The sequence below is a fragment of the Micromonospora sp. NPDC049891 genome (genome assembly GCF_040660295.1).
In the GTDB taxonomy this organism is placed as follows: domain Bacteria; phylum Actinomycetota; class Actinomycetes; order Mycobacteriales; family Micromonosporaceae; genus Micromonospora.
In genome coordinates, this window is the sequence record NZ_JBFAML010000013.1 from 63,373 (window position 1) to 86,008 (window position 22,636).

The 22,636-nt window shown below is 73.0% G+C and carries 21 protein-coding genes; 11 read left to right on the forward strand and 10 right to left on the reverse strand.

What is annotated here, in order from left to right:
• Nucleotides 1–72 precede the first annotated feature (72 nt).
• Together gabT and AB0I71_RS18300 are read right to left on the reverse strand one after the other, a co-directional pair.
• Nucleotides 73–1,404 (reverse strand): 4-aminobutyrate--2-oxoglutarate transaminase, encoded by a 1,332-nt coding sequence (gabT, locus tag AB0I71_RS18295; protein ID WP_357586028.1) that lies wholly within the window; start codon nt 1,402–1,404, stop codon nt 73–75.
• 3 nt (nt 1,405–1,407) lie between these two features.
• Nucleotides 1,408–2,844 carry a gamma-aminobutyraldehyde dehydrogenase gene (locus AB0I71_RS18300; protein ID WP_357586031.1) on the reverse strand — a complete coding sequence of 479 codons (1,437 nt, stop codon included), beginning with the start codon at nt 2,842–2,844 and terminating at the stop codon, nt 1,408–1,410.
• A 139-nt stretch (nt 2,845–2,983) separates the two neighbouring features.
• Here AB0I71_RS18300 and AB0I71_RS18305 point away from each other — a divergent pair, with 139 nt between their 5' ends.
• Nucleotides 2,984–4,423, forward strand: a complete 1,440-nt coding sequence (locus AB0I71_RS18305) for an aldehyde dehydrogenase family protein (protein ID WP_357586033.1) — start codon at nt 2,984–2,986, stop codon at nt 4,421–4,423.
• A 16-nt stretch (nt 4,424–4,439) separates the two neighbouring features.
• Here AB0I71_RS18305 and AB0I71_RS18310 read toward each other — a convergent pair whose 3' ends face one another.
• Nucleotides 4,440–5,672: an SUKH-3 domain-containing protein gene (locus AB0I71_RS18310; protein ID WP_357586035.1), complete on the reverse strand. Its 1,233-nt coding sequence runs from the start codon at nt 5,670–5,672 to the stop codon at nt 4,440–4,442.
• Nucleotides 5,673–5,816: 144 nt separating this feature from the next.
• Between AB0I71_RS18310 and AB0I71_RS18315 the strand changes: the two genes are divergently transcribed.
• From AB0I71_RS18315 to ahcY, 8 genes are all read left to right on the forward strand, one after another.
• Nucleotides 5,817–6,047, forward strand: coding sequence for a hypothetical protein (locus AB0I71_RS18315; RefSeq protein ID WP_357586037.1), 231 nt, complete (start codon nt 5,817–5,819; stop codon nt 6,045–6,047).
• Between the two features lie 136 nt (nt 6,048–6,183).
• A complete protein-coding gene (locus tag AB0I71_RS18320) occupies nt 6,184–7,575 on the forward strand; it encodes a hypothetical protein (protein WP_357586039.1) in 1,392 nt (463 codons plus the stop codon).
• 69 nt (nt 7,576–7,644) lie between these two features.
• Nucleotides 7,645–9,024, forward strand: a complete 1,380-nt coding sequence (locus tag AB0I71_RS18325; RefSeq protein WP_357586041.1) for a phosphomannomutase/phosphoglucomutase — start codon at nt 7,645–7,647, stop codon at nt 9,022–9,024.
• A gap of 62 nt (nt 9,025–9,086) precedes the next feature.
• A complete protein-coding gene (locus AB0I71_RS18330) occupies nt 9,087–9,269 on the forward strand; it encodes a Trm112 family protein (RefSeq protein WP_203991675.1) in 183 nt (60 codons plus the stop codon).
• A complete protein-coding gene (locus AB0I71_RS18335) occupies nt 9,266–10,462 on the forward strand; it encodes an SIS domain-containing protein (RefSeq protein WP_357586044.1) in 1,197 nt (398 codons plus the stop codon). The genes AB0I71_RS18330 and AB0I71_RS18335 overlap by 4 nt, the downstream gene beginning before the upstream one ends.
• The gene (locus AB0I71_RS18340) at nt 10,459–11,412 is read left to right on the forward strand and encodes a cation diffusion facilitator family transporter (RefSeq protein ID WP_357586046.1); all 954 of its coding nucleotides are present in this window, start codon (nt 10,459–10,461) and stop codon (nt 11,410–11,412) included. The genes AB0I71_RS18335 and AB0I71_RS18340 overlap by 4 nt, the downstream gene beginning before the upstream one ends.
• A 3-nt stretch (nt 11,413–11,415) precedes the next feature.
• Complete coding sequence (manA, locus tag AB0I71_RS18345) at nt 11,416–12,573, forward strand: mannose-6-phosphate isomerase, class I (RefSeq protein ID WP_357586048.1); 1,158 nt, start codon at nt 11,416–11,418, stop codon at nt 12,571–12,573.
• 292 nt (nt 12,574–12,865) lie between these two features.
• Nucleotides 12,866–14,365, forward strand: coding sequence for an adenosylhomocysteinase (gene ahcY, locus AB0I71_RS18350; RefSeq protein WP_357586050.1), 1,500 nt, complete (start codon nt 12,866–12,868; stop codon nt 14,363–14,365).
• A gap of 178 nt (nt 14,366–14,543) precedes the next feature.
• On the opposite strand, the gene AB0I71_RS18355 is transcribed toward ahcY, so the two are convergent.
• Together AB0I71_RS18355 and AB0I71_RS18360 are read right to left on the reverse strand one after the other, a co-directional pair.
• Nucleotides 14,544–14,690 (reverse strand): hypothetical protein, encoded by a 147-nt coding sequence (locus AB0I71_RS18355; protein ID WP_357586052.1) that lies wholly within the window; start codon nt 14,688–14,690, stop codon nt 14,544–14,546.
• Complete coding sequence (locus tag AB0I71_RS18360; protein WP_357586054.1) at nt 14,687–15,580, reverse strand: RDD family protein; 894 nt, start codon at nt 15,578–15,580, stop codon at nt 14,687–14,689. Before AB0I71_RS18360 ends, AB0I71_RS18355 begins: the two co-directional genes overlap by 4 nt.
• Nucleotides 15,581–15,621: 41 nt before the next feature.
• Between AB0I71_RS18360 and AB0I71_RS18365 the strand changes: the two genes are divergently transcribed.
• A complete protein-coding gene (locus AB0I71_RS18365; protein ID WP_357586056.1) occupies nt 15,622–16,623 on the forward strand; it encodes a stage II sporulation protein M in 1,002 nt (333 codons plus the stop codon).
• Nucleotides 16,624–16,650: 27 nt separating this feature from the next.
• On the opposite strand, the gene AB0I71_RS18370 is transcribed toward AB0I71_RS18365, so the two are convergent.
• Genes AB0I71_RS18370 through AB0I71_RS18390 form a run of 5 tightly spaced genes read right to left on the reverse strand, consistent with a single transcriptional unit; the run spans nt 16,651 to nt 21,734 of the window.
• Nucleotides 16,651–17,961, reverse strand: a complete 1,311-nt coding sequence (locus AB0I71_RS18370) for a DUF58 domain-containing protein (RefSeq protein ID WP_357586058.1) — start codon at nt 17,959–17,961, stop codon at nt 16,651–16,653.
• On the reverse strand, nt 17,958–18,929 hold the full coding sequence (locus AB0I71_RS18375; RefSeq protein WP_357586223.1) for a MoxR family ATPase: 972 nt from the start codon (nt 18,927–18,929) through the stop codon (nt 17,958–17,960). Before AB0I71_RS18375 ends, AB0I71_RS18370 begins: the two co-directional genes overlap by 4 nt.
• A gap of 11 nt (nt 18,930–18,940) precedes the next feature.
• The gene (locus tag AB0I71_RS18380; RefSeq protein WP_357586060.1) at nt 18,941–20,320 is read right to left on the reverse strand and encodes a DUF4350 domain-containing protein; all 1,380 of its coding nucleotides are present in this window, start codon (nt 20,318–20,320) and stop codon (nt 18,941–18,943) included.
• Complete coding sequence (locus AB0I71_RS18385) at nt 20,317–20,892, reverse strand: DUF4129 domain-containing protein (RefSeq protein WP_357586062.1); 576 nt, start codon at nt 20,890–20,892, stop codon at nt 20,317–20,319. The genes AB0I71_RS18380 and AB0I71_RS18385 overlap by 4 nt, the downstream gene beginning before the upstream one ends.
• Nucleotides 20,889–21,734 carry a hypothetical protein gene (locus AB0I71_RS18390; RefSeq protein ID WP_357586064.1) on the reverse strand — a complete coding sequence of 282 codons (846 nt, stop codon included), beginning with the start codon at nt 21,732–21,734 and terminating at the stop codon, nt 20,889–20,891. The genes AB0I71_RS18385 and AB0I71_RS18390 overlap by 4 nt, the downstream gene beginning before the upstream one ends.
• Nucleotides 21,735–21,944: 210 nt before the next feature.
• On the opposite strand from AB0I71_RS18390, the gene mtrA reads away from it, so the two are divergent.
• A complete protein-coding gene (gene mtrA, locus AB0I71_RS18395; RefSeq protein ID WP_093406568.1) occupies nt 21,945–22,634 on the forward strand; it encodes an MtrAB system response regulator MtrA in 690 nt (229 codons plus the stop codon).
• Nucleotides 22,635–22,636 lie beyond the last annotated feature (2 nt).

Genomic DNA, 22,636 nt, shown 5'->3' on the forward strand with positions numbered 1-22,636 from the left:
GGTCAGGCGAGTCGGGCAGGAGGCCGGGTGGCTGCCGCGCGGTGCGGACGCGGCAACCACCCGGCCGGTCGGTCACCCGAAGGCGGCGTCGAGGATGTCCAGGCCGCGGGCGAGTTCGTCGTCGGAGATGACGAGCGGTGGCAGGAAGCGCAGCACATTGCCGTACGTGCCGCAGGTGAGGGTGAGCAGACCGGCGGCGTGGCAGGCCGCCGATACCGCGGCGGTGGCGGTCGGGTCGGGGGTCAGGGTGCCCGGCGTGACGATCTCCACGGCGAGCATCGCGCCGCGCCCGCGTACCTCGGCGATGCGCGGGTCGCGGGCGGCGACGGCGCGTAGCCGGTCGCCCAGCACCGTCCCGATCCGCCGGGCCGCGCCGGCCAGGTCCAGTTCCCGCATGGTCTCGATGGCGGCCAGTGCGGCGGCGCAGGCGATCGGATTGCCGCCGTAGGTGCCGCCGAGCCCGCCGACGTGCACCGCGTCCATCAGTTCCGCCCGGCCGGTGACCGCGGCCAGGGGCAGCCCACCGGCCATGCCCTTGGCCAGGGTCACCAGGTCCGGTTCGACGCCCTCGTGCTGGCAGGCGAACCAGTCGCCGGTGCGGCAGAACCCGGTCTGGATCTCGTCGGCGACGAAGACCACCCCGGCCGCCGTCGCCCACGTGCGCAGCGCCGGCAGGAAACCCTTCGCCGGTACGACGAAACCGCCCTCGCCCTGGATCGGCTCGATCAGCAGCGCGGCGACGTTCTCCGCCCCGACCTGCTTCTCGACGGTCTCGATGGCGCGGGCCGCCGCGGTGGCGCCGTCGAGACCACCGTCGCGCAACGGGTACGACATCGGCACCCGGTACACCTCGCCGGCGAACGGCCCGAACCGGTGCTTGTACGGCATGTTCTTCGCCGTCAGCGCCATCGTCAGGTTGGTCCGCCCGTGGTACGCGTGGTCGAACACCACCACCGCCGGCCGGCCGGTGGCGTGCCGGGCGACCTTCACCGCGTTCTCCACCGCCTCGGCACCCGAGTTGAACAGCGCCGAACGCTTCTCGAACCCGCCCGGGGTCAGCGCGTTCAGCTGCTCGCAGACCGTCACGTACGACTCGTACGGCGCGACCATGAAACAGGTGTGGGTGAACCGTTCGACCTGCGCCCGAACGGCCTCGACCACCCTCGGCGCGGAGTTGCCGACGTTCGTGACCGCGATGCCGGCGGCGAAGTCGATCCACTGGCGACCGTCGACGTCGGTGAGGGTGCCGCCCGAGGCGGAGTCCACGTAGGACGTGATGACACTGCCGACGCCCCGGGCGACGGCGGAGCCGCGCCGCTTGTGCAGCTCGTCGGAGGAAGCCGCCGTGCCGTCATTCGTTCGCGACTGCGGGACCCGCCAGCCCGGCTCACTCCTCGCGCTCACGGGTCAGCCCTCGATGTTGTGCATGACGTGCTTGATCCGGGTGTAGTCCTCCAGGCTGTAGACGGAGAGGTCCTTGCCGTGCCCGGAGTGCTTGAATCCGCCGTGCGGCATCTCGGAGATGAACGGGATGTGGGTGTTCACCCAGACGCAGCCGAAGTCGAGCCGTCGGGTCATCCGCATCGCCCGGCCGTGGTCGCGGGTCCAGACCGAGGCGGACAGGCCGTAGTCGACGCCGTTGGCCCAGCGGACCGCCTCGTCCTCGTCGGAGAACCGCTGAACGGTGATCACCGGTCCGAACACCTCGTCCTGGATGATCTCGTCGTCCTGCCGGACGCCGGAGACGACTGTCGGCGCGTAGAAGTAGCCACGCTCGCCGACCTGGGCGCCCCCGGTCTGCACCGTCGCGTGGTCGGGCAGTCGGTCCAGGAAGCCACGTACCCGGGCCAACTGGTTGGCGTTGTTGAGCGGGCCGTAGAGAACGTCCTCGTCGTCCGGTGCCCCGGTCCTCGTGTTGCGGGCCTGCTCGGTGAGGGCGGCCACGAAGTCTTCGTGTACGCCGGGTCCGGTGAGCACCCGGGTGGCCGCCGTGCAGTCCTGGCCGGCGTTGAAGTAGCCACCGACCGCGATGGCCTCGGCCGCCGCGGCGATGTCCGCGTCGTCGAAGATCACCACCGGGGCCTTGCCGCCCAGCTCCAGGTGGGTCCGCTTGAGGTCGGGTGCGGCGGCTGCGGCGACCTCCATGCCGGCCCGGGTCGAGCCGGTGATGGAGACAAGTTGCGGGGTGGGGTGCGCGACCAGGGCGCGGCCGGTGTCCCGGTCGCCGCAGACCACGTTGAACACGCCCGGCGGCAGGTGCTCGGCGGCGATCTCGGCGAGCAGCAACGTCGACACCGGAGTGGTGTCGGAGGGTTTGAGGACCACCGTGTTGCCGGCCGCCAGCGCGGGAGCGATCTTCCAGACCGCCATCATCAGCGGGTAGTTCCAGGGCGTGACCTGGGCACACACCCCGATCGGCTCGCGCCGCACGTAGGACGTGTGCCCGGCCAGGTACTCGCCGGCCGAGCGGCCCTCCAGCAGGCGGGCGGCACCGGCGAAGAAGCGGAACTCGTCCACGGCCGGCGGCAGCTCCTCGTCGGCGGTGAGCTGGCGCGGCTTGCCAGTGTTGCGTACCTCCGCGTCGACCAGGTCGGCGGCCCGGGCCTCGACCGCGTCGGCGAGCTTGAGCAGTGCCTTCTGCCGCTCGGCCGGGGTGCTGTCCCGCCAGCCGTCGAAGGCGGTGGCGGCGGCTCGCATCGCCGCGTCCACGTCGGCGGTGCCGGAGACCGGGGTCTGGGCGAAGACCTCACCGGTGCACGGGTCGATCAGGTCGGCGTAGCCACCGTCGACCGGCTCGACGTACTCGCCGTTGACGAAGTTGCGCAGCCTCTGCTGGTCACTCATGACTGGATCACTCCGAGGGGTTCGGGGTCTCGCTGCGGCGGTTATCGCAACCTTGCTGCCATCTTCGCTACTGAATTCGCGGCAGACAAGGGTTAAGGCGACTGTTTCCGTCGGCGGAGCGGTCGTCTAGGCTGCGCACGTGGAGCCCACAGCGTTCTTCGTCGCCGGTCGGCCCGCCCACGGTGTCGATGAGGTGACCGTCCACCATCCCTACGACGGTCGCCCGGTCGGGCGTACCACCGTCGCCACCGCCGACCAGGTCGAGGCGGCCGTGGCGGCGGCGGCCGGGGTGGCCGCGAGGGCCGCGGCGCTGCCCGCGCACATCCGCGCGGCCGCCCTGGACCACGTCTCGCGTCGCCTCGCCGAGCGGGCCGAGGAGGTCGCCCAGCTGATCACCGCCGAGAACGGCAAGCCGCTCAAGTGGTCACGGGCCGAGGTGGGCCGGGCCGGCTCGACCTTTCGGTGGGCGGCCGAGGAGGCCCGTCGCTTCTCCGGTGAGCTGCAACGACTCGACACCGACCCGGCCGGCACCGGGCGCATCGCCCTGGTCCGCCGGGTGCCGAAGGGACCCGTGCTCGGCATCACGCCGTTCAACTTCCCGCTGAACCTGGTGGCGCACAAGGTCGCCCCGGCGATCGCGGTCGGTGCGCCGATCGTCGTCAAGCCGGCGCCGGCCACCCCGCTGTCCGCGCTGCTGTTGGGCGAGCTGCTGGCCGAGACGGAACTGCCGGCGGGCATGTTCTCGGTGCTGCCGCTGCCCAACGACCGCGCCGCCGAGCTGGTCGCCGATCCTCGGCTGCCGGTCGTGTCGTTCACCGGCTCCGGACCGGTCGGCGCGGCGATCCGCCGTTCCGCCCCCGACAAGCAGGTGACCCTTGAGCTGGGTGGGAACGCGGCGGTACTGATCTGTCAGGACTGGGCCGAGGACGAGGACCTCACCTTCGCGGCGCAGCGCGTCGCCACCTTCTCCAACTATCAGGCCGGCCAGTCCTGCATCGCCGTGCAGCGGGTCTACGTGCACGAATGGCTCTACGACGGCTTCCTGCCCCGACTGGTCGCGGCGGTGCGGGAGCTGCGTACCGGGGATCCGACCGACCCGCTCACCGACGTCGGCCCGCTGGTGTCCGAGGCCGCCGCCCGCCGGGTGGAGGCGTGGGTGGACGAGGCGGTGACGGCCGGCGCCACAATCGAGACCGGCGGCCGGCGGGACGGCGCGACCTATCCGCCCACCATCCTGAGCGGAGTTCCCCGGGACGCGAAGGTCCACGCCGAGGAGGTCTTCGGCCCGGTGCTCGTGGTGGACCGGGTGGTGGACGACGCCGCCGGCTTCGCAGCGGTGAACGACTCGGCGTACGGGTTGCAGGCCGGCGTCTTCACCCGCCGCCTCGACGTGGCGTTCGCCGCGGCGCGAACCCTGGAGGTGGGTGGAGTGATCGTCGGTGACGTGCCCTCCTACCGCGCCGACCAGATGCCGTACGGCGGCATGAAGGGCAGCGGCGTGGGTCGGGAAGGACTGCGCAGCGCCATGGACGACTACACCGAGCCGCGGGTCACCGTCCTGACCGGCGTGCAGCTCTGAGCGGCTGACTGCGACGTCACCAGCCGCCGTCGTCGCGTACCCGGGCCGGGGCGCGGCCGAGCAGCAGGGTGGTCAGCGCGGCGTCGATGTCGACCCCGAGAAACCACTCACCCGCCTGGTCCAGCGCGAATATCCGGCCCTGCTCGTCGACCGCGATGATGCTGTGCCGGCCCTCGGTGCCGAGCGGGAACAGCCGGGTGCCGATCACGGCCGCGAAGTCACCGAGCGAGTCGGCGGTCTGGGCGACCTGGCGGGGGTGGATGTCGAAGCGTGAGATCCACACCTGCTGGCCAGGGCCGCGTCGCCGACTGAGCAGCCGTGGAAAGGCGGTGAGGGTGGCGACCGCGGCGGGAAACGAGGCGTGTCCGTGCACCCGGCCACCAACCGCACCGACGTCGTGAATCGTCGACGTCGCCACGGCTGCGTCACTGAAGTGTGGCCGCCAGCCGGCGGCGACCAGGGCCCGGGCCACCTCCGGCGGAAACCGGCCGGGTGCCGGATCGGGAGCCGGTTCCGCGAACCAGGGCTCGATGTGGGCCCGTTCGCCGCGCGGCAGGACGTTGAACTCCACAAGCATGTCCAGGCACGAGTCGCAGGGCCGCTCGGCCGCCCCACCGTGGGGATCTCCCGGATCCCGGACCTGGGACACCTCGACGCGGGCGGTACTCAGCAGTTCCCTGGCATCGCCCATGTTCATGGCGGCGATGCCTTCGGCGGTGCGGTGGTGGTCGTACTCGTGCAGCACGTCGGAGACCGCGACGAACTCCGCGTGCCGGTCTCCGCCGCGAACCAGGCGGCCGGCGGGCAACCTGTCGAGATAGGCGCGGACCAGCGGATGATGGTTGAGTTCCACGTCTCCCTTGGCGCCCCGGGCGGTGAAGATCCGCCCTTCGACGGTGAGCCGCACGGTCGTGGTCGGTGCGGGCAGCCGGCGGATCTCCCGCAGCAGCTGGGCGGCCGGGTCCACGGTGCGCGGGGCCGGCGGGCCGGCGACCCGGCTGCGGCGGTAGAGCCGCGCCACCACCTCGGGCGGCACCCGCGGCCAGGTGCTCACCTCACCGGTCCGCTTGTCGACAACGGTGGTGGGCAGATCGCCGGGCAGCGATCTGACAGGTGTGGACACGGTGGAGATGATGACGTACCCGAGGTCGAACTCGGCGACCGCAGGCCGGCACTCGCGACCCAGGCGCAGCGAGTCGCGGCGGGCCCACACCGCTGCGAGCTGCTCGGCCTGTTCGCGGTCAATCACACCGGGAACCTATCGGACTACGTCGTTTCGTGGCGCTGCGTGCGGTCGAGCCTACCGAACGTGAGACGAGCGGTAGGTCTGCCGCGCCGAACGGCGCGAGCGCTGTCCGGTGCGGGCCTCGACGGGGCGCAATAGGCTCACGGAATGGCAGCTCCAGAGAAGCAGGACGGTGACCGACGACTCTGGGCCTGGCCGGTGGGAATCCTGCTCGGCGTGGTGATCGGTGTGGCGGCACTTGACGGCGCCGCCGGCATCGGCGTCGGGGTGGCCATCGGCATCGCGCTCGCCCTGGCGCTCGGTGCGACCGGTGGCGGCGCCGAGGCGGACGGCGCTGACGGGCCCGATGCCGGGGAGGGCCCGGACCGCCCGGCCTGACCGCCCGGCCTGACCGCCGAGCGGCCACCGCGACGTGGTGCGGCGCACATGCGGGGTGCTCGATGACCAGCCGAGGTCCGGCCCCGGTAGTAGCCTGACCGGCGTTCCCCCGTCGGGGGAGGGACGGTGGTTGATCATGTCGGTACGTCGGCACACGGCGCGGCTCGCGACGCTCTGCGTGTTTCTGGGCGCCCTGGTGGCGCTCGGTGGTGCCCCCGCGCACGCCGACGAGGACCGGGTACGGGTGCGTTCGGCGGGCAGCTTCACCGCGGGACGTTCCGCCGAAGGCGTGACCGTGGAGGTGCGCAAGCGTACCGACGGGTGTGTGCGGGTGCGCACCGCGCTGGGTCTCAGCCTGCCCGACGTGCGGGCCGAACAGGTGGCGGTGCAGGCCAACGTGGGGGGCCGCTGGGTGCCGGTGGCAGTCTCCGGCGAGGCGGGGCTCGTCACCACCGCACCGGTCGCCCCGGCCAGGGACGAGATCTGCAAGGGCAAGGGCGTGGCGATGCGGTACCGGGTCGCCTTCGCCGCGGATGCCCCCGGCGGTCGACTGGTGCTGACGGGAGAGGCAACCACGGCACGGGGCGCCGTGCTGGGCCGGGCGGCCGCGTCGTCGCGGGTCGTCGGCGGGCGGGTACCGGTGTCGCCCTCTCCGTCACCCACGCCGTCGCCGTCGCCCAGCACGGAGCCGGCCGAGGAACCGTCCGTCGAGGCGACGCCGACCGTGGCGCTCGCCGCCGAGGCGACGGACGACCTCGCCCAGACCGCTGGTGAGTCCTCCGGCGGATCGCCGGTGATGTACTTCGGCATCGCCATGGTCGCCGCCGGTGCGCTGCTCATCGGGCTGTTGATCCACCGTTCCCGCAAGGATCGCAAGGACCGCGGACGACCGGCCGACGGGTTCGAGATTCCGCCGCCGCGCAACCCGGGCGGCACCACCTACCGGTCCGGCGGCGGTCAAGGTGCCGCGCCGGTCGTACCCGCCCCGGGCGCCGCGCCGGTCCCGCCGGTCCCGGGCGCTGCGCCGGTGCCGCCGCCCGGGTTGGGGGGCGTGCCGCCGGTAGCGCCCGGCCAGCCGTACGGGACCAGTCGGCCCGGCACGCCACGGGTCTACGGCGGCACCCCGGCGCCCCGCCCGACCGGCGGTGTGTACGGTGCCCGGCCCGCCGACCCGAGCGAAGCGACCCGGCCGGGTGAGCCGGTCGAACCGACGCGGCCTGCCCCGCCCGGCACGTCCGCCCGCGCGGCTGTGCCACCGGCGCGGACCGGTCCGCCCACCTCCGCCCCGCCGGCCCCGCCACCGCCCGGCCAGGCCGCGCCGATCCCGGGGCTTTCGCCCGCGCCGCCCCCCGGCCTTTCGCCCGCGCCGATCCCGGGGTCGGTCGGGCCGACCTCCGGTCCACCGGCCGGGTCGGCCGCCGTGCCGCCGGCTGATCCCGGTCAGGGCATGGTGCCCGGGCACCCGGACGGTGCACCGGGCGCCGGGAAGGGTGACGAGCCGGAGTACGGGCGCGGGCTCGGCGGCTGAGCCGGGGTGGCTGCCGCCGCTCCGATACGCTCAGGTTCGTTGACGACCCGCAGGCGAGGAGTGGAACCGGTGTCTGATCTGTCCCGGATCGTGAAGGCGTACGACGTCCGTGGGACGGTGCCGGACCAGTGGGACGAGCGTGTCGCCGGTGCTCTCGGCGTCGCCTTCGCCCAGATGCTCGACGCCGCCGGTGAGCCGGGGCAGGCGGTGCTGATCGGGCAAGACATGCGGGCCTCCGGGCCCGGGTTGGCCGCCGCCTTCGCCACCGGCGTACGGGCCGAGGGGCGCCCGGTCATCGAGATCGGGCTCGCCTCGACCGACATGGTCTACTACGCCTCCGGTTCGCTCGGTTTGCCCGGGGCGATGTTCACCGCCAGCCACAACCCGGCGCAGTACAACGGCATCAAGCTGTGTCACGCCGGTGCTCGCCCGGTCGGGCAGGACAGCGGGCTGGCCGAGGTCCGCGACCGGGCTCAGGCCCTGCTCGACAAGGACGAGCCGCTCGGCGAGCCGACCGCACCGAACCAGCGGCGTGACCTGCTGCCCGACTACGCGGCACACCTGCGCACGCTTGTTGACCTCTCCGGCATCCGGCCGTTGACAGTGGTGGTGGACGCGGGCAACGGAATGGGCGGGCACACCGTGCCGAGCGTGCTCGGCGACGCCGCCCTGGCGGCCCTGCCGCTGCGGATCGTGCCGTTGTACTTCGAACTGGACGGCACGTTCCCCAACCATGAGGCCAACCCGTTGGATCCGGCCAACCTGGTCGACCTGCAACGCGCGGTGGTGGCGCACGGCGCGGACATCGGCCTGGCGTTCGACGGAGACGCCGACCGCTGCTTCGTGGTGGACGAGCGCGGGGAGCCGGTCTCCCCGTCGGCGATCACCGCGTTGGTGGCCGCCCGGGAACTGGCCAAGCACCCCGGCTCCACGGTGATCCACAACCTGATCACCTCAAGCGCGGTGCCCGAGATCATTCGGGAGCACGGCGGTGAACCGGTGGTGGCCCGGGTGGGTCACTCGTTCATCAAGGCCGAGATGGCACGCACCAACGCGGTCTTCGGTGGGGAACACTCGGCGCACTACTACTTCCGGGACTTCTGGTTCGCCGACACCGGGATGTTGGCGGCGATGCACACCCTGGCCGCGCTCGGCGAGCAGCCGTTGCCGCTGTCCACGCTGGCCGCCGAGTACGAGCGGTACGTCGCCTCGGGTGAAATCAACTCCACCGTGGCGGACCAGGCGGCCAAGGTGGCCGAGGTGCGCGACGCGTACCCGGACGCCGAGGCCGACGAGATGGATGGGCTCACCCTGCGCTTTCCCGACGGGGCGTGGTTCAACCTGCGCGCCTCGAACACCGAGCCGCTGCTGCGGCTCAACGTCGAGGCACCGACCGCCGAGCGGATGACCGCGCTGCGCGACGAGGTGCTCGACCGGGTTCGCCGATAAGATCGCTCGCGCCGGTCGGCACCGCCGATCGGTGAAGCCGCATACGTGGAAGGAGCCGCGCAGTGGCCCTCGACCCGCAGTTGCTGGAAATCCTCGCCTGCCCGGACACACACCATGCCCCGCTGACCTACGACGCGCAGGCCCAGACGCTCACCTGCACCGAGTGTGGCCGGATCTTCGAGGTCCGCGACGACGTACCGGTGTTGCTGCTGGACGAGGCGCGCGGCCCCGCGGAGGGATCGTGATCGACGGAACGGCCGGCGTCAGCGGACACCGCAACGCCGACGAACGGCTCCTCGACGACCCGCAGGCGCTCGCTGAGCGGGATCCGGGCGGCATGCTGCGGCACACCGCCTCGGCGGGGGCACAGGTACGCGAGTCGGCAGCCCTGGCCGCCGAGGCGAACCTCTCCGTACTCGCCGACGAGGGACGTCCCCGGGCGGTCGTGATCGCCGGCATCGGCACCGCCGGGCGTACCGGCGACGTGCTGGCCACGGTCGCCGGGCCGCGCTGCCCGGTGCCGGTCATCGCGCACCGCAGTGCCGGAGTGCCCGGCTGGGTCGGCGCGGCCGACGTGGTGATCGCGATCAGCGCCTCCGGTCGCAGTCCCGAGGCGTTGGGTGCCGCCGAGGCCGCCCACCGCCGGGGAGCCCGGTTGGTCGCGGTGGGCCCGGCGGAGTCGCAGCTGCACTCGGTCGCCGAGCGGGCCCGTGCCCCGTTCATCCCGGTGCCCCGGCGGGCGCCGGCCCGGGCCAGCCTCTGGGGGCTGACGGTGCCGGTCCTGCTCGCCGCCCGGGCCCTCGGTCTGGTCAAGGTCAACGAGGCGGACCTGGCGGAGACCGCGGCCCGGCTGGACGCCGACGCGGACCGCAGCCGCCCGACCGCGGAGTCCTTCGTCAACCCGGCGAAATCCCTCGCCCTCGGGCTGGCCGGGTCGATCCCGATCGTGTGGGGCTCGTCGCCGCTGGCGGCGGTCGCCGCCCGTCGCTTCGGCGACACCCTGTCGGCGAACGCCAGGTACCCGGTGGTCACCGGTGCGCTCGGCGAGGCGGGTCGGGGTCGGGTCGGCCTGCTCGACGGGGTTTTCGGCGGCCTGGCCGAGGGGGAGCGGGACATCTTCGCCGATCCCGACGAGTCGGACGGTGAGGGCACCCGGCTGCGGTTGGTGCTGCTGCGCGACGGTGGCCTGAACGCCGAGGACGACGCCGACGAGCCCCTCGCTGTCGAGGAGCGGCGCGCGGACGCGGTGCAGACCCTCGCCGAGCGGCGGGGCGTCCGGTGCGACGTGGTCACCGCCGAGGGCGGTTCGGCGCTGGAGCGGCTCGCCTCCCTGGTGGCGGTGCCGGACTTCGCGTCGATCTACCTGGCGTTGGCGCACGGTCTGGACCCGATGGCGGTACCGGCGATCACCGAGATGAAGGAACTGGCCAACCAGTGAGCACGCAGGGTGGCATCAAGGCGATCATCGCCGCGCTGCTGGCCAACATCGGTATCGCCGTGACGAAGTTCGTGGCCTACCTGCTGACGAGTTCGTCGTCGATGCTCGCCGAGTCCATCCACTCGGTCGCCGACGCGGGCAACCAGGCCCTGCTGCTGCTCGGTGGCAAGCGGGCCCGGCGGGCCGCCACCCCCCAACACCCCTTCGGCTACGGCCGGGAACGCTACGTCTACGCGTTCATCGTCTCCATCGTGCTGTTCAGCCTGGGCGGTCTGTTCGCGCTCTACGAGGCGTGGCACAAGTGGTCCGACCCGCACGGCATCACCAACTGGCAGTGGGTGCCGGTGACCGTGCTGCTCGCCGCGATCGTGATGGAGTCGTTCTCCTTCCGTACCGCCATCAAGGAGTCGAACCTGGTCCGGGGCCGCGAGTCCTGGACCAGGTTCATCCGCCGGTCGAAGGCACCGGAGCTGCCGGTGGTGCTGCTGGAGGACTTCGGCGCGCTTGTCGGCCTGGTCTTCGCTCTGTTCGGCGTGGGCATGACGCTGGCCACCGGTAACGGCCGGTGGGACGCGGCCGGCACCGCGATGATCGGTCTGCTGCTGGTGACCATCGCGATCGTGTTGGCCGTGGAGACCAAGAGCCTGCTGCTGGGGGAGGGGGCCGAGCCGGCGGACGTCTCGGCCATCGAGCGGGCGGTCACCGCCGGACCCGAGGTGGAGCGGATCATCCACATGAAGACCCTCTACCTCGGTCCGGAGGAGCTGATGGTGGCCGCGAAGATCGCGGTGGGGCGGTGCGAGAGTGCCGAGGAGGTGGCCCGGGGCATCGACGCCGTGGAGCAGCGGATCCGGGCCGCGGTGCCGGTCGCCCGGGTCATCTACCTAGAACCGGACATCTACCAGGTTCCGGCGGAGCCCGCCACAGCGTCCGGGCCCGCTGGGGGCTGACCTGTGGAACCGCTGCACGGGCCGATCAAGGACTACGCCTGGGGCTCCCGCTCGGCGATCGCCGAACTCCAGGGGCGGCCGGTGCCGAGCGCGGCGCCCGAGGCGGAGCTGTGGCTCGGGGCGCATCCGTGCGCGCCGGCCGCCGTCGAGCGCGACGGCGGCCGGATCGCGCTGACCGAGGTACTCGCCGCCGAGCCGGTCGACTGGCTCGGCCGGCCGGTGCTGGACCGGTTCGGCACCCGCCTGCCGTTCCTGCTCAAGGTGCTGGCCGCAGCGGCTCCGCTGAGTCTTCAGGCTCATCCGGACGCCGAGCAGGCGCGGGCCGGTCACGCCGCCGAGCAGGCCCGGTCCGGTGGGCACCGCAACTACGTCGACCCGTTCCACAAGCCGGAGCTGCTGGTGGCGCTCGGGCCGATGGAGGCGCTGTGCGGGTTCCGGGCTCCCGCCGCTTCGGCGCGGGCGCTCGCCGCCCTGGGCGTACCGGAGCTGCGTCCGGTGCTTGACGCGTTGGCCGCCGGGCCGGCGGGGCTGGCGGAGGCCGTACGCCGGCTGCTGGAGTGGCCCACGGCGGAGCGTGCCGGTCTGGTGGCGGCGGCCCGGGCGGCGGACGGTCCGGACGCGGATCTGGTGGCCCTGTTGGCCGAGGTCTACCCGGCCGACCCCGGTGTGCTGGTGGCACTGCTGCTCAACCGGGTGCGGCTGGCTCCCGGTGAGGCGATCTGGATGCCGGCCGGGAACCTGCACGCCTACCTGCGCGGTACCGGCGTGGAGGTGATGGCCGCCAGCGACAACGTGCTGCGGGGCGGGCTGACCCCGAAGCACGTGGACGTGGCCGAACTGCTGCGGGTGCTCCGCTTCGAGGTGCTCGACCGGCCGGTGGTCGCGCCCCGCGAGGTGGCCGACGGGGTGGTGACCTGGCCGGTGCCGGTGGACGACTTCGCCTTGCACCGGGTGACCGTGGGCCACGGGCGGCGTGAGGTGACGCTGGCGGTGCCGGGCCCCCGGGTGGTGCTCTGCACCGCCGGTCGGATCACCGTGACCGACGGTGTGGCGCCGGTGACCCTCGGCCCCGGTCGGGCCGCGGTCGGGCCGGCCGCTGGCGGCTCACTCACGGTCACCGGCGAAGGTGAGACGTACATCGCCTCGACCGGCCTGGTCTGAGTCTTCGGCGAGGCCGGGATCAGGCCGACCGCCCGCCGATAAGTCCGACTTTCCCGGAATAGCTTGACTCGCCTCTTGCTTAGTGTGACTCTATGAGTGCGTAGCGTTATCGCGACGATGGTCCGAGAACGCGCGGGGGAACCAAACCGGGGGGATGCACGGGGCGGACGGAGATGGACGGCACACGTCCACGCCGGCCGCCCCGTGCGCTGTCCGTAACCACCCCGGCCGCCCGTCGTGGGCGCGCGTAAGGTGGGAGGTTGCGCAGCACCATCGTCCGACAGGAGCTTTCATGACCAGCACCCTCCCGGCGTCCGCCACTGGCACGTCGTCCGAGGTCCGGCCGCGTACTGTCGCCGAGGGCGACTACAAGGTGGCGGATCTGTCGCTCGCCGAGTTCGGGCGCAAGGAGATCCGCCTCGCCGAGCACGAGATGCCCGGCCTGATGGCGATCCGGCGTGAGTTCGCCGACGCGCAGCCCCTCGCGGGCGCGCGGATCACCGGGTCGCTGCACATGACGATTCAGACCGCCGTCCTGATCGAGACCCTGGTCGCGCTCGGCGCGCAGGTCCGCTGGGCGTCGTGCAACATCTTCTCCACCCAGGACCACGCCGCGGCCGCGGTCGTCGTCGGCCCCGAGGGCACCGTCGACGCTCCTGCCGGAGTCCCTGTGTACGCGTGGAAGGGCGAGACTCTTCCGGAGTACTGGTGGTGCACCGAGCAGGTGCTGGACTGGCCCGAGGGGGACGGCCCGAACATGATCCTGGACGACGGTGGCGACGCCACGCTGCTCGTCCACAAGGGTGCCGAGTTCGAGAAGGCCGGCGCGGTGCCGCCAGTCGAGTCCGCCGACTCCGAGGAGTACGCGGTCATCCTCGACCTGCTGCACCGCTCGCTGGCCGCGAACGGGCAGCGGTGGACGCGGATCGCCGCCGGCATCAAGGGCGTCACCGAGGAGACCACCACCGGCGTGCACCGGCTCTACGACATGCACCGCGCCGGCACGCTGCTCTTCCCGGCCATCAACGTCAACGACTCGGTGACCAAGAGCAAGTTCGACAACAAGTACGGCTGCCGCCACTCGCTCATCGATGGCATCAACCGTGCCACCGACGTGCTGATCGGCGGCAAGATGGCCGTCGTGCTCGGCTACGGCGACGTGGGTAAGGGCTGCGCCGAGTCGCTGCGTGGCCAGGGCGCCCGGGTCGTGGTGACCGAGGTCGACCCGATCTGCGCGCTCCAGGCGGCGATGGACGGCTACCAGGTCGCCACCCTGGAGGACGTGGTCGAGCAGGCCGACATCTTCATCACCGCCACCGGCTGCTTCGACGTCATCACCAACGAGCACATGGCCCGGATGAAGCACCAGGCCATCGTCGGCAACATCGGGCACTTCGACAACGAGATCGACATGGCCGGCCTGGCGAAGCGCTCGGACGTCACCCGGGAGAACATCAAGCCGCAGGTCGACGTGTGGCGCTTCGACGACGGTCACGCCATCATCGTGCTCTCCGAGGGCCGCCTGCTGAACCTGGGCAACGCCACCGGCCACCCGAGCTTCGTGATGTCGAACTCGTTCGCCAACCAGACGATCGCCCAGATCGAGCTGTTCACCAAGACCGACGAGTACCCGATCGGCGTCTACGTGCTGCCCAAGCACCTCGACGAGAAGGTCGCCCGGCTGCACCTGGACGCCCTCGGTGCCAGGCTGACCACGCTCACCAAGGAGCAGGCCGCCTACCTCGGCGTCACCGTGGACGGCCCCTTCAAGCCGGACCACTACCGCTACTGAGCATCGACGCCACCTCCGGGGCCGACCCGCAGCGGCCGACCCCGGAGGTGGCCCTCCGGGGTCGTCCCCGGGCGGTGCTGGCTCTCCGGGTCGCCCTGGATGGCTCTCCAGGGCGCTGTGGCACCGGCGGTGGCCTTCCGGGTCGCGGGTGCGGCTCCGGCCGGCGTGGTCCGGCTGGTCAGCGGTGGCGGGTGGGGCGGACCCAGGTCCAGACACACCACAGCAGCCAGGCCACGGACACCAGCGCGGCCAGGGTGCGCAGCCGCAGTGCGCTGAGCAGCAGCACCACCGCGAGCACCGCCAGCCACGGCCCGAAACCCCTCATCCCGACCCCCCGGGTTGTCCAGCGTCGGATCCGACCTGGAACTGCGGCCACAGCGCCTCGGTGAGCGCGCGTTCACCGGCGAGAAGGCGACGGGCCCGCCGATGTCGTTCGGCGATGACGGCGGCCAGGTAGGCCGTCGCCGACAGCCCGGCCGGTGGCGGCGGGCCGGTCACCTCGGCGACCTGCCGCCACAGCAGCCGGGCCAACTCGCCGCGTGCCGGCTCGCTGAACCCGTGGGCCCGCGCCAGGTACTGCCGGACGGCCAGCGCCAGATCCGCGTCCAACCGGCTGAGGTCCAGGGTGTACGCCCAACCGGCCAGCTCCGGCACCGTCGCCGGAACCGGACGCCACCTCGTCGCGGGCCGGGTGTGCACCACCAGCGTGCCCGCTGCCAGGTCACCCAGTCGCCGGCCGCGGGCGTCGCTGAGCATCACGGTCAGCCCGACCGCCCAGGACAACAGCGGCAGCACCAGACCCGGCCACTCCACGGCGACCCCGACCAGCGCCCGGGTCAACGACTGCCGGAACCCGACCGGGGCACCGTCGACGCTCACCACCCGCAGCCCGACCGCCGCCTTGCCCGGCGTGCGGCCGTCGTTGAACCGCTCGCAGAGCACGGGATAGCCGACCAGCAGCAGGACGAGCCCGACGGTGAGCAGTGCCCGTTCCATCGCCGCGTCGAGCAGTCCGTACGGCAGTGCGGCCAACAGCAGCCCGGCAAGCGCGGCGAGCAGCAGCCCGGCCACCAGCTGGACCAGCACGTCGAGCAGGAGTGCGAGCACCCGGGAACCGATCCGCGCGGCCCGTACGTCCAGCTCGACCGCCTCGCCGCTGACCAGCCCGGCGTCACCCCAGGCCGGGGCGGTCCACGCTGGCGTCGCTGTGCTCACCCCGACAGTGAACACTATGATCGCGCGGTCGGAGGTGGCTGGTGGATGTCGACGCGTACGTCGCGGAGCACGGCGGGCAGTGGCGTCGGCTGAGCCAGCTCTGCGGTCAACGACGGCTCGACCCGGCCGAGGTCGACGAGCTGGTCGCGCTCTACCAGCGGGCCACCACCCAACTGTCGGTGCTGCGTAGTCGCTCGCCGGACCCGGCACTGGTTAGTGAGCTGTCCCAGGTGGTGCTCCGCGCGCGGGGGCGGCTCACCGGGCGGCCTCACCCCTCCTGGGCGGCCGTCCGGAGGTTCCTGCTGGCCGGCCTGCCCGGTGCGATCTGGCGGGCGGCGCCGTGGTGGTGCGCGGTGGCGACCGCCTTCACCCTGCTCACCTTCACCCTGATGTGGTTCGTGGCGGACAATCCGGAGACGGCGGCGGCGTTCATCGGCGACGACGAGGCCGCCGAGCTTGTCGAGTCGGGCTTCGCCGGCTACTACACGGAGTTCTCCGCGCCGACGTTCGCCTTCCACCTGTGGACGCACAACGCCTGGCTGGCCGCGAAGTGCCTGGCGGCGGGGGTGCTGATCGTGCCGGTCGGCCACCTGCTCTGGCAGAACGCGGTGAACATCGGCGTGGTCGGTGGGGTGATGGTCTCCTACGGCCGGGCGGACGTCTTCTTCGGCCTGATCACCCCGCACGGTCTGCTGGAGCTGACCGGCGTGTTCGTCGCCGCCGGGGTGGGGTTGCGCATCGGGTGGGCGTGGATAGCACCGCCGGAGCAGTTGACCCGGGGGCAGGCGGTGGCCCGGGCGGGCCGCGACGGCGTCCTGGTCGCCGTCGGCCTGGTCGCCCTCTTCGCCGTAGCCGCGGTGATCGAGGCATTCGTCACCCCCGCCCCCCTGCCGACCCCCGTACGCATCGCCATCGGCGCCACCACCTGGCTAGCCTTCCTGGCCTACGTCCTCCTCCTCGGCTCCCGCACCACCCCACCCCACCCGACCACCCAGGTTGATCATGAGGTTAGCGGCAGTTTTGGAGATCAACTTCGCCGCTAACCTCATGATCAACGTGGGGGTGGGGGGTCAGAGTTGGGCTTTGGATTTCAGGGTCAGGTAGGCGTCGGCAAGGGCGGGGGCCAGGTGGGGGGCGGGGGCGTCCACCACTGTGACGTTGTGGCGGGTGAGGGTCCGGGTGAGGCGGTCGCGTTCGGCGAACGTGCGCCAGGCGGCGGCTGCGGCGTACGCGTCCCCCGGGCGTCGCGGGGGTGCGGCGGTGAGCCGGGCGAGCACGGGGTCCTGTACCGCGGCCACCAGCACCCGGTGCCGGGCGGCCAGCCGGGGCAGCACCGGCAGCAGTCCCTCGCCGAGCGCACCGGGTTCCAGGGCGGTGAGCAGCACCACCAGGCTGCGCGGGCGGTGTCGCCGCAGCAGCTCGCCCGCGATGAGCCGGAAGTCGGTCTCGACAAGCGCGGGTTGCAGCGGGGCCAACGCGTGCGCCAGTCGGCTCCACTGCCCCGGTCGTTCGGCGCCACCCACCGAGGCGCGGGGCAGGGCGTCCGCCGCGAGCACGTCCACCCGGTCACCGGCCCGCGCCGCCAACGCGCTGAGCAGCAGCGCCGCCTCGATCGAGGCGTCCAGCCGCGGCTCGTCGCCCACCCGTACGGCCGAGGTGCGGCCGGTGTCCAACACGCAGATCAGCCGCCGGTCCCGCTCCGGACGCCAGGTGCGGACCAGTACCTCCGCCCGCCGGGCGCTGGCTCGCCAGTCGATGGAGCGTACGTCGTCGCCGGACACGTACTCACGTAACGCGTCGAACTCGGTGCCCGGTCCGCGTCCCCGGCCGACCTGTGTGCCGGCGATGACCCGCAGCCGCGACAGCCGCTCCGGCAGGTGCCGCCGGGAGTCGAAACGGGGCAGCACCCGCACCGTCCACTGTGGGGTGCCCGGCCGGCCACCCCACTGCCGGAACGCCAGCCCGAGCGGCCCGAACGAGCGGACGGTAAGGGCCACGGCGGGCCGGTCACCCCGGCGGGTGGGGGTGAGATGGCTGGGCAGCACCAGCACCTCACCGGGGGCGGCGCGCACCACCCGGGTCGGCGGCACCTCCGGCCGGGCCCCGGCCGACGGCACCCAGGCGTCGCGGACTCGGACGCGCAGCTGTCGGCCGGAGGTGTTGCGCAGGTACAGGGTGACCGTGGCGGTGCCGCCCAGCCGGACCGCCCGCTCACCGGCCCGCTCGGCGGTCAGCGCCCGCAGCGGCGCGGCGAGCGCGAGGTCGACGCCGACCAGCAGCAGCACCACGCCGACCATGACCACCACCCCGACGAAGGGAGCCGGCCATCCGGGCAGGGTCAGCGCGCCCGCCGCCAGCAGCGCCGCCGCCCGCCAGGTCATCGCGGGGTCGGCACGGTGCCCAGCACCGTGTCCAGGACCGGATCCACCCCGACACCTTCGAGTTCGGCCTCCGGACGCAGGCGCAGCCGATGCCGCAGGGTGGGTCGCGCCATCGCCTTGACGTCGTCGGGCACCACGTGATCGCGTCCGTTCAGCCACGCCCAGGCCTTCGCGGTACCCAGCAGGGCCGTCGCACCGCGCGGCGAGGCGCCCAGCTCCAGCGCCGGGGTGGCGCGGGTGGCCCGGCACAGGTCGACGACGTAGCCGAGCAGCGGGTCGGCGACGTGGACCCGGCCCACCGCCGCACGCGCGGCGGCCAGCTCGGCCGCGTCCGCCACCGGGCGTACGCCGGCAGCGGTCAGGTCCCGAGGGTCGAAACCGGCGTGGTGGGCGCGGAGCACACCCAGCTCCTCGTCCCGGTTGGGCAGCGGCACGGTGAGCTTGAGCAGGAACCGGTCCAGCTGGGCCTCCGGCAGCGGGTAGGTGCCCTCGTACTCCACCGGGTTCTGGGTGGCGGCGACGATGAACGGATCGGGCAGCAGGCGCTGCTCGCCCTCGACGGTGACCTGCCGCTCCTCCATCACCTCCAGCAGGGCGGACTGGGTCTTCGGTGGGGTGCGGTTGATCTCGTCGGCGAGCAGCAGGTTTGTGAAGACCGGCCCCTCCCGGAAGGTGAACGCCGCGGTCCGTGCGTCGAAGACCATCGAGCCGGTGACGTCACCGGGCATCAGGTCGGGGGTGAACTGCACCCGCCGCGAGGTCAGATCCAGCGCGGCGGCCACGGTACGCACCAGCAGCGTCTTCGCGACCCCCGGTACGCCCTCCAGCAGCACGTGACCACGGCAGAGCAGGGCGACGATCAGTCCGGTGACCACGCCCTCCTGGCCCACTACCGCCTTGGCCACCTCGGCGCGTAGCCGGTGCAGTGCGGCCCGGGTGGGGTCGGCGGCGAGCGGGTCCACGGTCATCGCGGGTCGGGTCACCGGGGGTCTCCTTCGGATCGGGGCTTCGGCAGCCGGGCCGGGGCCGGCGGGTCGGCGACGGGCTGCGCGGGCGTCGACCCGCCGGCCCGCGTCACGCGGTCCAGGTCGGCGGCCAGCTCCAGCAGGTCCCGGTCGGTTCGGGGCGCGTCGCCGTAGAGCAGCTCGTGGATGGCGTCGGGTCGGTCGCCGGTCCCGGCGGCCACGGTGGCGGCGACAGTGGCGGGCGGCGCCTCGGCGGGCAGGTGCAGGCGTCGGGCCAGCCGGGCGAGCGTCGCGCTGCGGAGCACCCGGGCGGTGCTCTCCCGCGCCCGCGCCCGCTGGTAGAGCCGGCCGCGGCCGAGGACCGTCTCGGCCGCGGGCACGGACACCGGCAGCGGTTCCGGGGTGGGCGGGCCGAGACGGCGGGCCCGGCCGACGGCGATCAGCAGGGCCGCCAGGGCGAGTTGCAGCAGCAGCGCCCAGAACCACTGCGGGAAGGCCGACCAGAGCGGGTTGGGCTCCCCGGAGGAGCCTTGTCCGCCGGGGCCGGACGCCTCACCGCCCGGACGGCCCCCCGGCGACGTCTCGCCGTTCCCCTCGCTGTCCAGGTCCTCCTGTTCGCCGGGCTCGTCGATGCCGTCGTCGCGTTCGGGCAGCGGCCGGGTGGGAGCCGGGCTGGGTTCGGGTGGTGGCGGCGCCGGGCCGTCCAGGTCGAGCCAGACCACCCGGCCGGAGGTGGCGAGCAGTCCGGTGGCGAAGGCGAGGTTGTCCCATTCGTCGATCCGGCCGTTGCGGAACGGGTCGCTGGCACCCACCACCACGCTCTCGACGGCCCCGGGCAGGCGGGCCAGACCGGCGTTGTAGCAGAGGTCGACGCTGCCCTGAGCACCTGTGGGTGCGTACCGCTGGCGGGCGACGGCGGCCGTGGCGGCGGGGGTGACCTCGGCCAGCGGGCAGGGCCGGTCGAGCCCGTGCGGTGGCACGGCCCGGGTCGCCCACCGCCGGCCCGCCGGTCGCAGCGGCAGCCCGGCGGCGGCCAGCACCCGCCGGGCCGGGTCGACAAGCACCAGCCGGGTGCCGTCGGGCAGCAGACCCAGGTAACTGACGGTTCGCGGGTGCAGCAGGTCGGGCGCGGGGACGAACAGGGTGGTCGGGCCACGCCGGGTGGCCAGCAATGCCCGGAGCGTGTCGGTCTCCCGCTGCACCACCACCCCCTGCCGGGCCAGACTCGCGGCGAGCCGGCTGGCGCCGTGGTCACCTGTCGCCACCGGGGAGAGGAAGTCCCGGTCGGTCTGGTCCGGCTGGTCGATCTCACGGGTGACCAGCGTGATCGCCATCAGCAGCACCCCTACCAGCACCGGTACCACGATCCGGTGGCGGCGTCCCCGCGCGCTCACCGGTCGTCGTCCTTCGGGTGGGTGACCGTGGCGAGCAGATCCCGCAGCCGGCCGGCGTGGTCACGCATCCGGTGATCGTGGTCGGCGGTGGCCGGGCGTTGGGCGTACCACACCTCGGAGAAGATGACGGCGGCGGCGGTCAGCGGCGGTCCGGCCGGTGGATGGTTGGCGGTGGCCTCGGTGACCACCTCAGCGACGGTCATGCCGGGCCGGACCCGCACCACCTGCCGTTCGGTGAGCTGGTGGAGCATGACCCGCAACCGCTCGCGGACCGCCTCGTCGTAGCGGCCCTCGGCGGCCAACCGGTCGGCCACCACGACGGTGCCGACCGGACCGGCGGGCGGCTGCGGGGGGACGGTCGCTGGCGGCGCGGTGGCCGGCTCCGGCGCGATCCGCCGGACGGGGCGGCGTCGGCGGGGCCGGGGAAGTCGGCGGGGCAGCCAGGCGGGGAAGGTGTACCAGGCGGTCGCGGTCAGCACCGTGGTCAGCACCAGCAGCAGCGCGGCCAGCGGCAGCGGCAGGCGGTCACCGAGGGCGGCGGTGGTCTCGGTCCACCACCGGCTGAAGCTCATCCGCCGACCGCCAGCAGCTCCGAGGTCCCCGACGCGCCGGGCGCGCGGGAGAGCCGGATGTCCAGGCCCTCGCTGCGGATCCGGGTCTCCAGGTGTACGACCGCGTCGAGGCAGGCCAGCGCGGCGTAGGCGACCATGTTCACGGCCGCCCAGACCAGCATCGCCACGGCGGTGGCCCAGCTTTCGGTGATCAGATCGAGTGCGGTCAGCCCGGTGAACAACCCCCAGCCGAGCCCGACCCGGATGAGCCACCAGACGAGGTACCCCAGTAGCCGCAGCGCGGCGGCCCGCCCGCCCAGGCGTAACGCGAGCGTGACGGAGCGGTTGATCGCCCGTACCGGCGCGACCCGGTCGACCACCAGCGTCGGCGCCACCGCGCCCAGCAGGGCGAACCCGATGAGCCAGGCGGGCCCGAGCAGGGACGCGAGCAGCATGACCGCGCCGACGACGAGGCAGAGCAGGCCGGTGGCGCCCCACCGGCCGCCGCTGGCACCCATCACCTCTCGGGTGGTGGGTCGGCGGCCGACAAGCCCGCTGGCGGCGGCGCGGCCGGCCGGGTTGCCGAGCAGCAGGATGATCATCGCCTCGGTGGCGGCGCCGAGGGCGAGCAGGAACCAGAAGAGGCCGAGTTCGCTCAGGCCGGCCGGCCACCACAGCGGCCCGGTGGCACCCACGACGGTCCGCAGGGGCAGCAGCAGGAGTTGTTCGCCGGCGGCCAGCACCGCGGCGAGCGGGAGCAGGACCGCCGTCTGGCCGCGCAGCAGCAGTACGGCGGAGTCGAGCAGTTCCCCGATGGTGAGCGGGCGGCCGGGGAGTACGACTGTCGGGCCTGTTTCGGGCACGCGTACTCCTGGAAGGCGGTGGCGGTGGCGCGCTGCGGCGCACCCGGGGATCATGTTGACACGCGCGGTCGTCAGGGGTGCAGTCCCGCCCCCCGGGGGCGGCACGTGCGGGCGGTAGAACCGAGCGGTGCTGGGCACGGCGTACCTGACGGCAGTAGCGTGCGGGTGACGCCGAGCCCACCGAACTGACGGGATGGAACCATTAACCCCATGAGAGCCCGGGTACTGGTGGTCGACGACGACCCCGCGCTCGCCGAGATGCTCGGCATCGTGCTGCGCAGCGAAGGCTTCATGCCCTCGTTCGTGGCGGACGGGGAACGGGCACTTGCCGCGTTCCGCGACAATCGGCCCGATATCGTCCTGCTTGACCTGATGCTGCCCGGAATGAGTGGTATCGACGTGGCGCGGGCGATCCGGGGCGAGTCCGGGGTGCCGATCGTGATGTTGACCGCCAAGAGCGACACGGTCGACGTCGTGCTCGGCCTGGAGTCGGGCGCAGACGACTACGTGGTCAAGCCGTTCAAGCCCAAGGAACTGGTGGCCCGGATGCGGGCGCGGCTGCGCCGTGGCGAGGATGCCGCGCCGGAACTGCTCACCATCGGCCCGCCCGGCAACCAGATCGCCATCGACGTGCCGGCGCACACCGTCAGCCGCAACGGCGAGGAGGTGAAACTGACGCCGCTGGAGTTCGACCTGCTTGTCGCGCTCGCCCGCAAACCGCGTCAGGTCTTCACCCGCGAGGTGCTGCTGGAGCAGGTCTGGGGGTACCGGCACGCGGCGGACACCCGGCTGGTCAACGTGCACGTGCAGCGGCTGCGCGCCAAGATCGAGCCGGATCCGGAGCGACCGGAAATCATCCTCACCGTTCGCGGCGTGGGCTACAAGGCGGGTACCGGATAGCC

Excerpts from the sequence above, each read along its gene's own strand:
- AB0I71_RS18370 (WP_357586058.1), bottom strand. The coding sequence starts at position 17,961 with ATGACCTGGCGGGCGGCGGCGCTGCTGGCGGCGGGCGCGCTGACCCTG.
- AB0I71_RS18375 (WP_357586223.1), bottom strand. The coding sequence starts at position 18,929 with ATGACCGTGGACCCGCTCGCCGCCGACCCCACCCGGGCCGCACTGCAC.
- AB0I71_RS18385 (WP_357586062.1), bottom strand. The coding sequence starts at position 20,892 with ATGAGCTTCAGCCGGTGGTGGACCGAGACCACCGCCGCCCTCGGTGAC.
- AB0I71_RS18320 (WP_357586039.1), top strand. The coding sequence starts at position 6,184 with ATGTCGGTACGTCGGCACACGGCGCGGCTCGCGACGCTCTGCGTGTTT.
- mtrA (WP_093406568.1), top strand. The coding sequence starts at position 21,945 with ATGAGAGCCCGGGTACTGGTGGTCGACGACGACCCCGCGCTCGCCGAG.
- AB0I71_RS18355 (WP_357586052.1), bottom strand. The coding sequence starts at position 14,690 with ATGAGGGGTTTCGGGCCGTGGCTGGCGGTGCTCGCGGTGGTGCTGCTG.
- AB0I71_RS18300 (WP_357586031.1), bottom strand. The coding sequence starts at position 2,844 with ATGAGTGACCAGCAGAGGCTGCGCAACTTCGTCAACGGCGAGTACGTC.
- AB0I71_RS18315 (WP_357586037.1), top strand. The coding sequence starts at position 5,817 with ATGGCAGCTCCAGAGAAGCAGGACGGTGACCGACGACTCTGGGCCTGG.
- ahcY (WP_357586050.1), top strand. The coding sequence starts at position 12,866 with ATGACCAGCACCCTCCCGGCGTCCGCCACTGGCACGTCGTCCGAGGTC.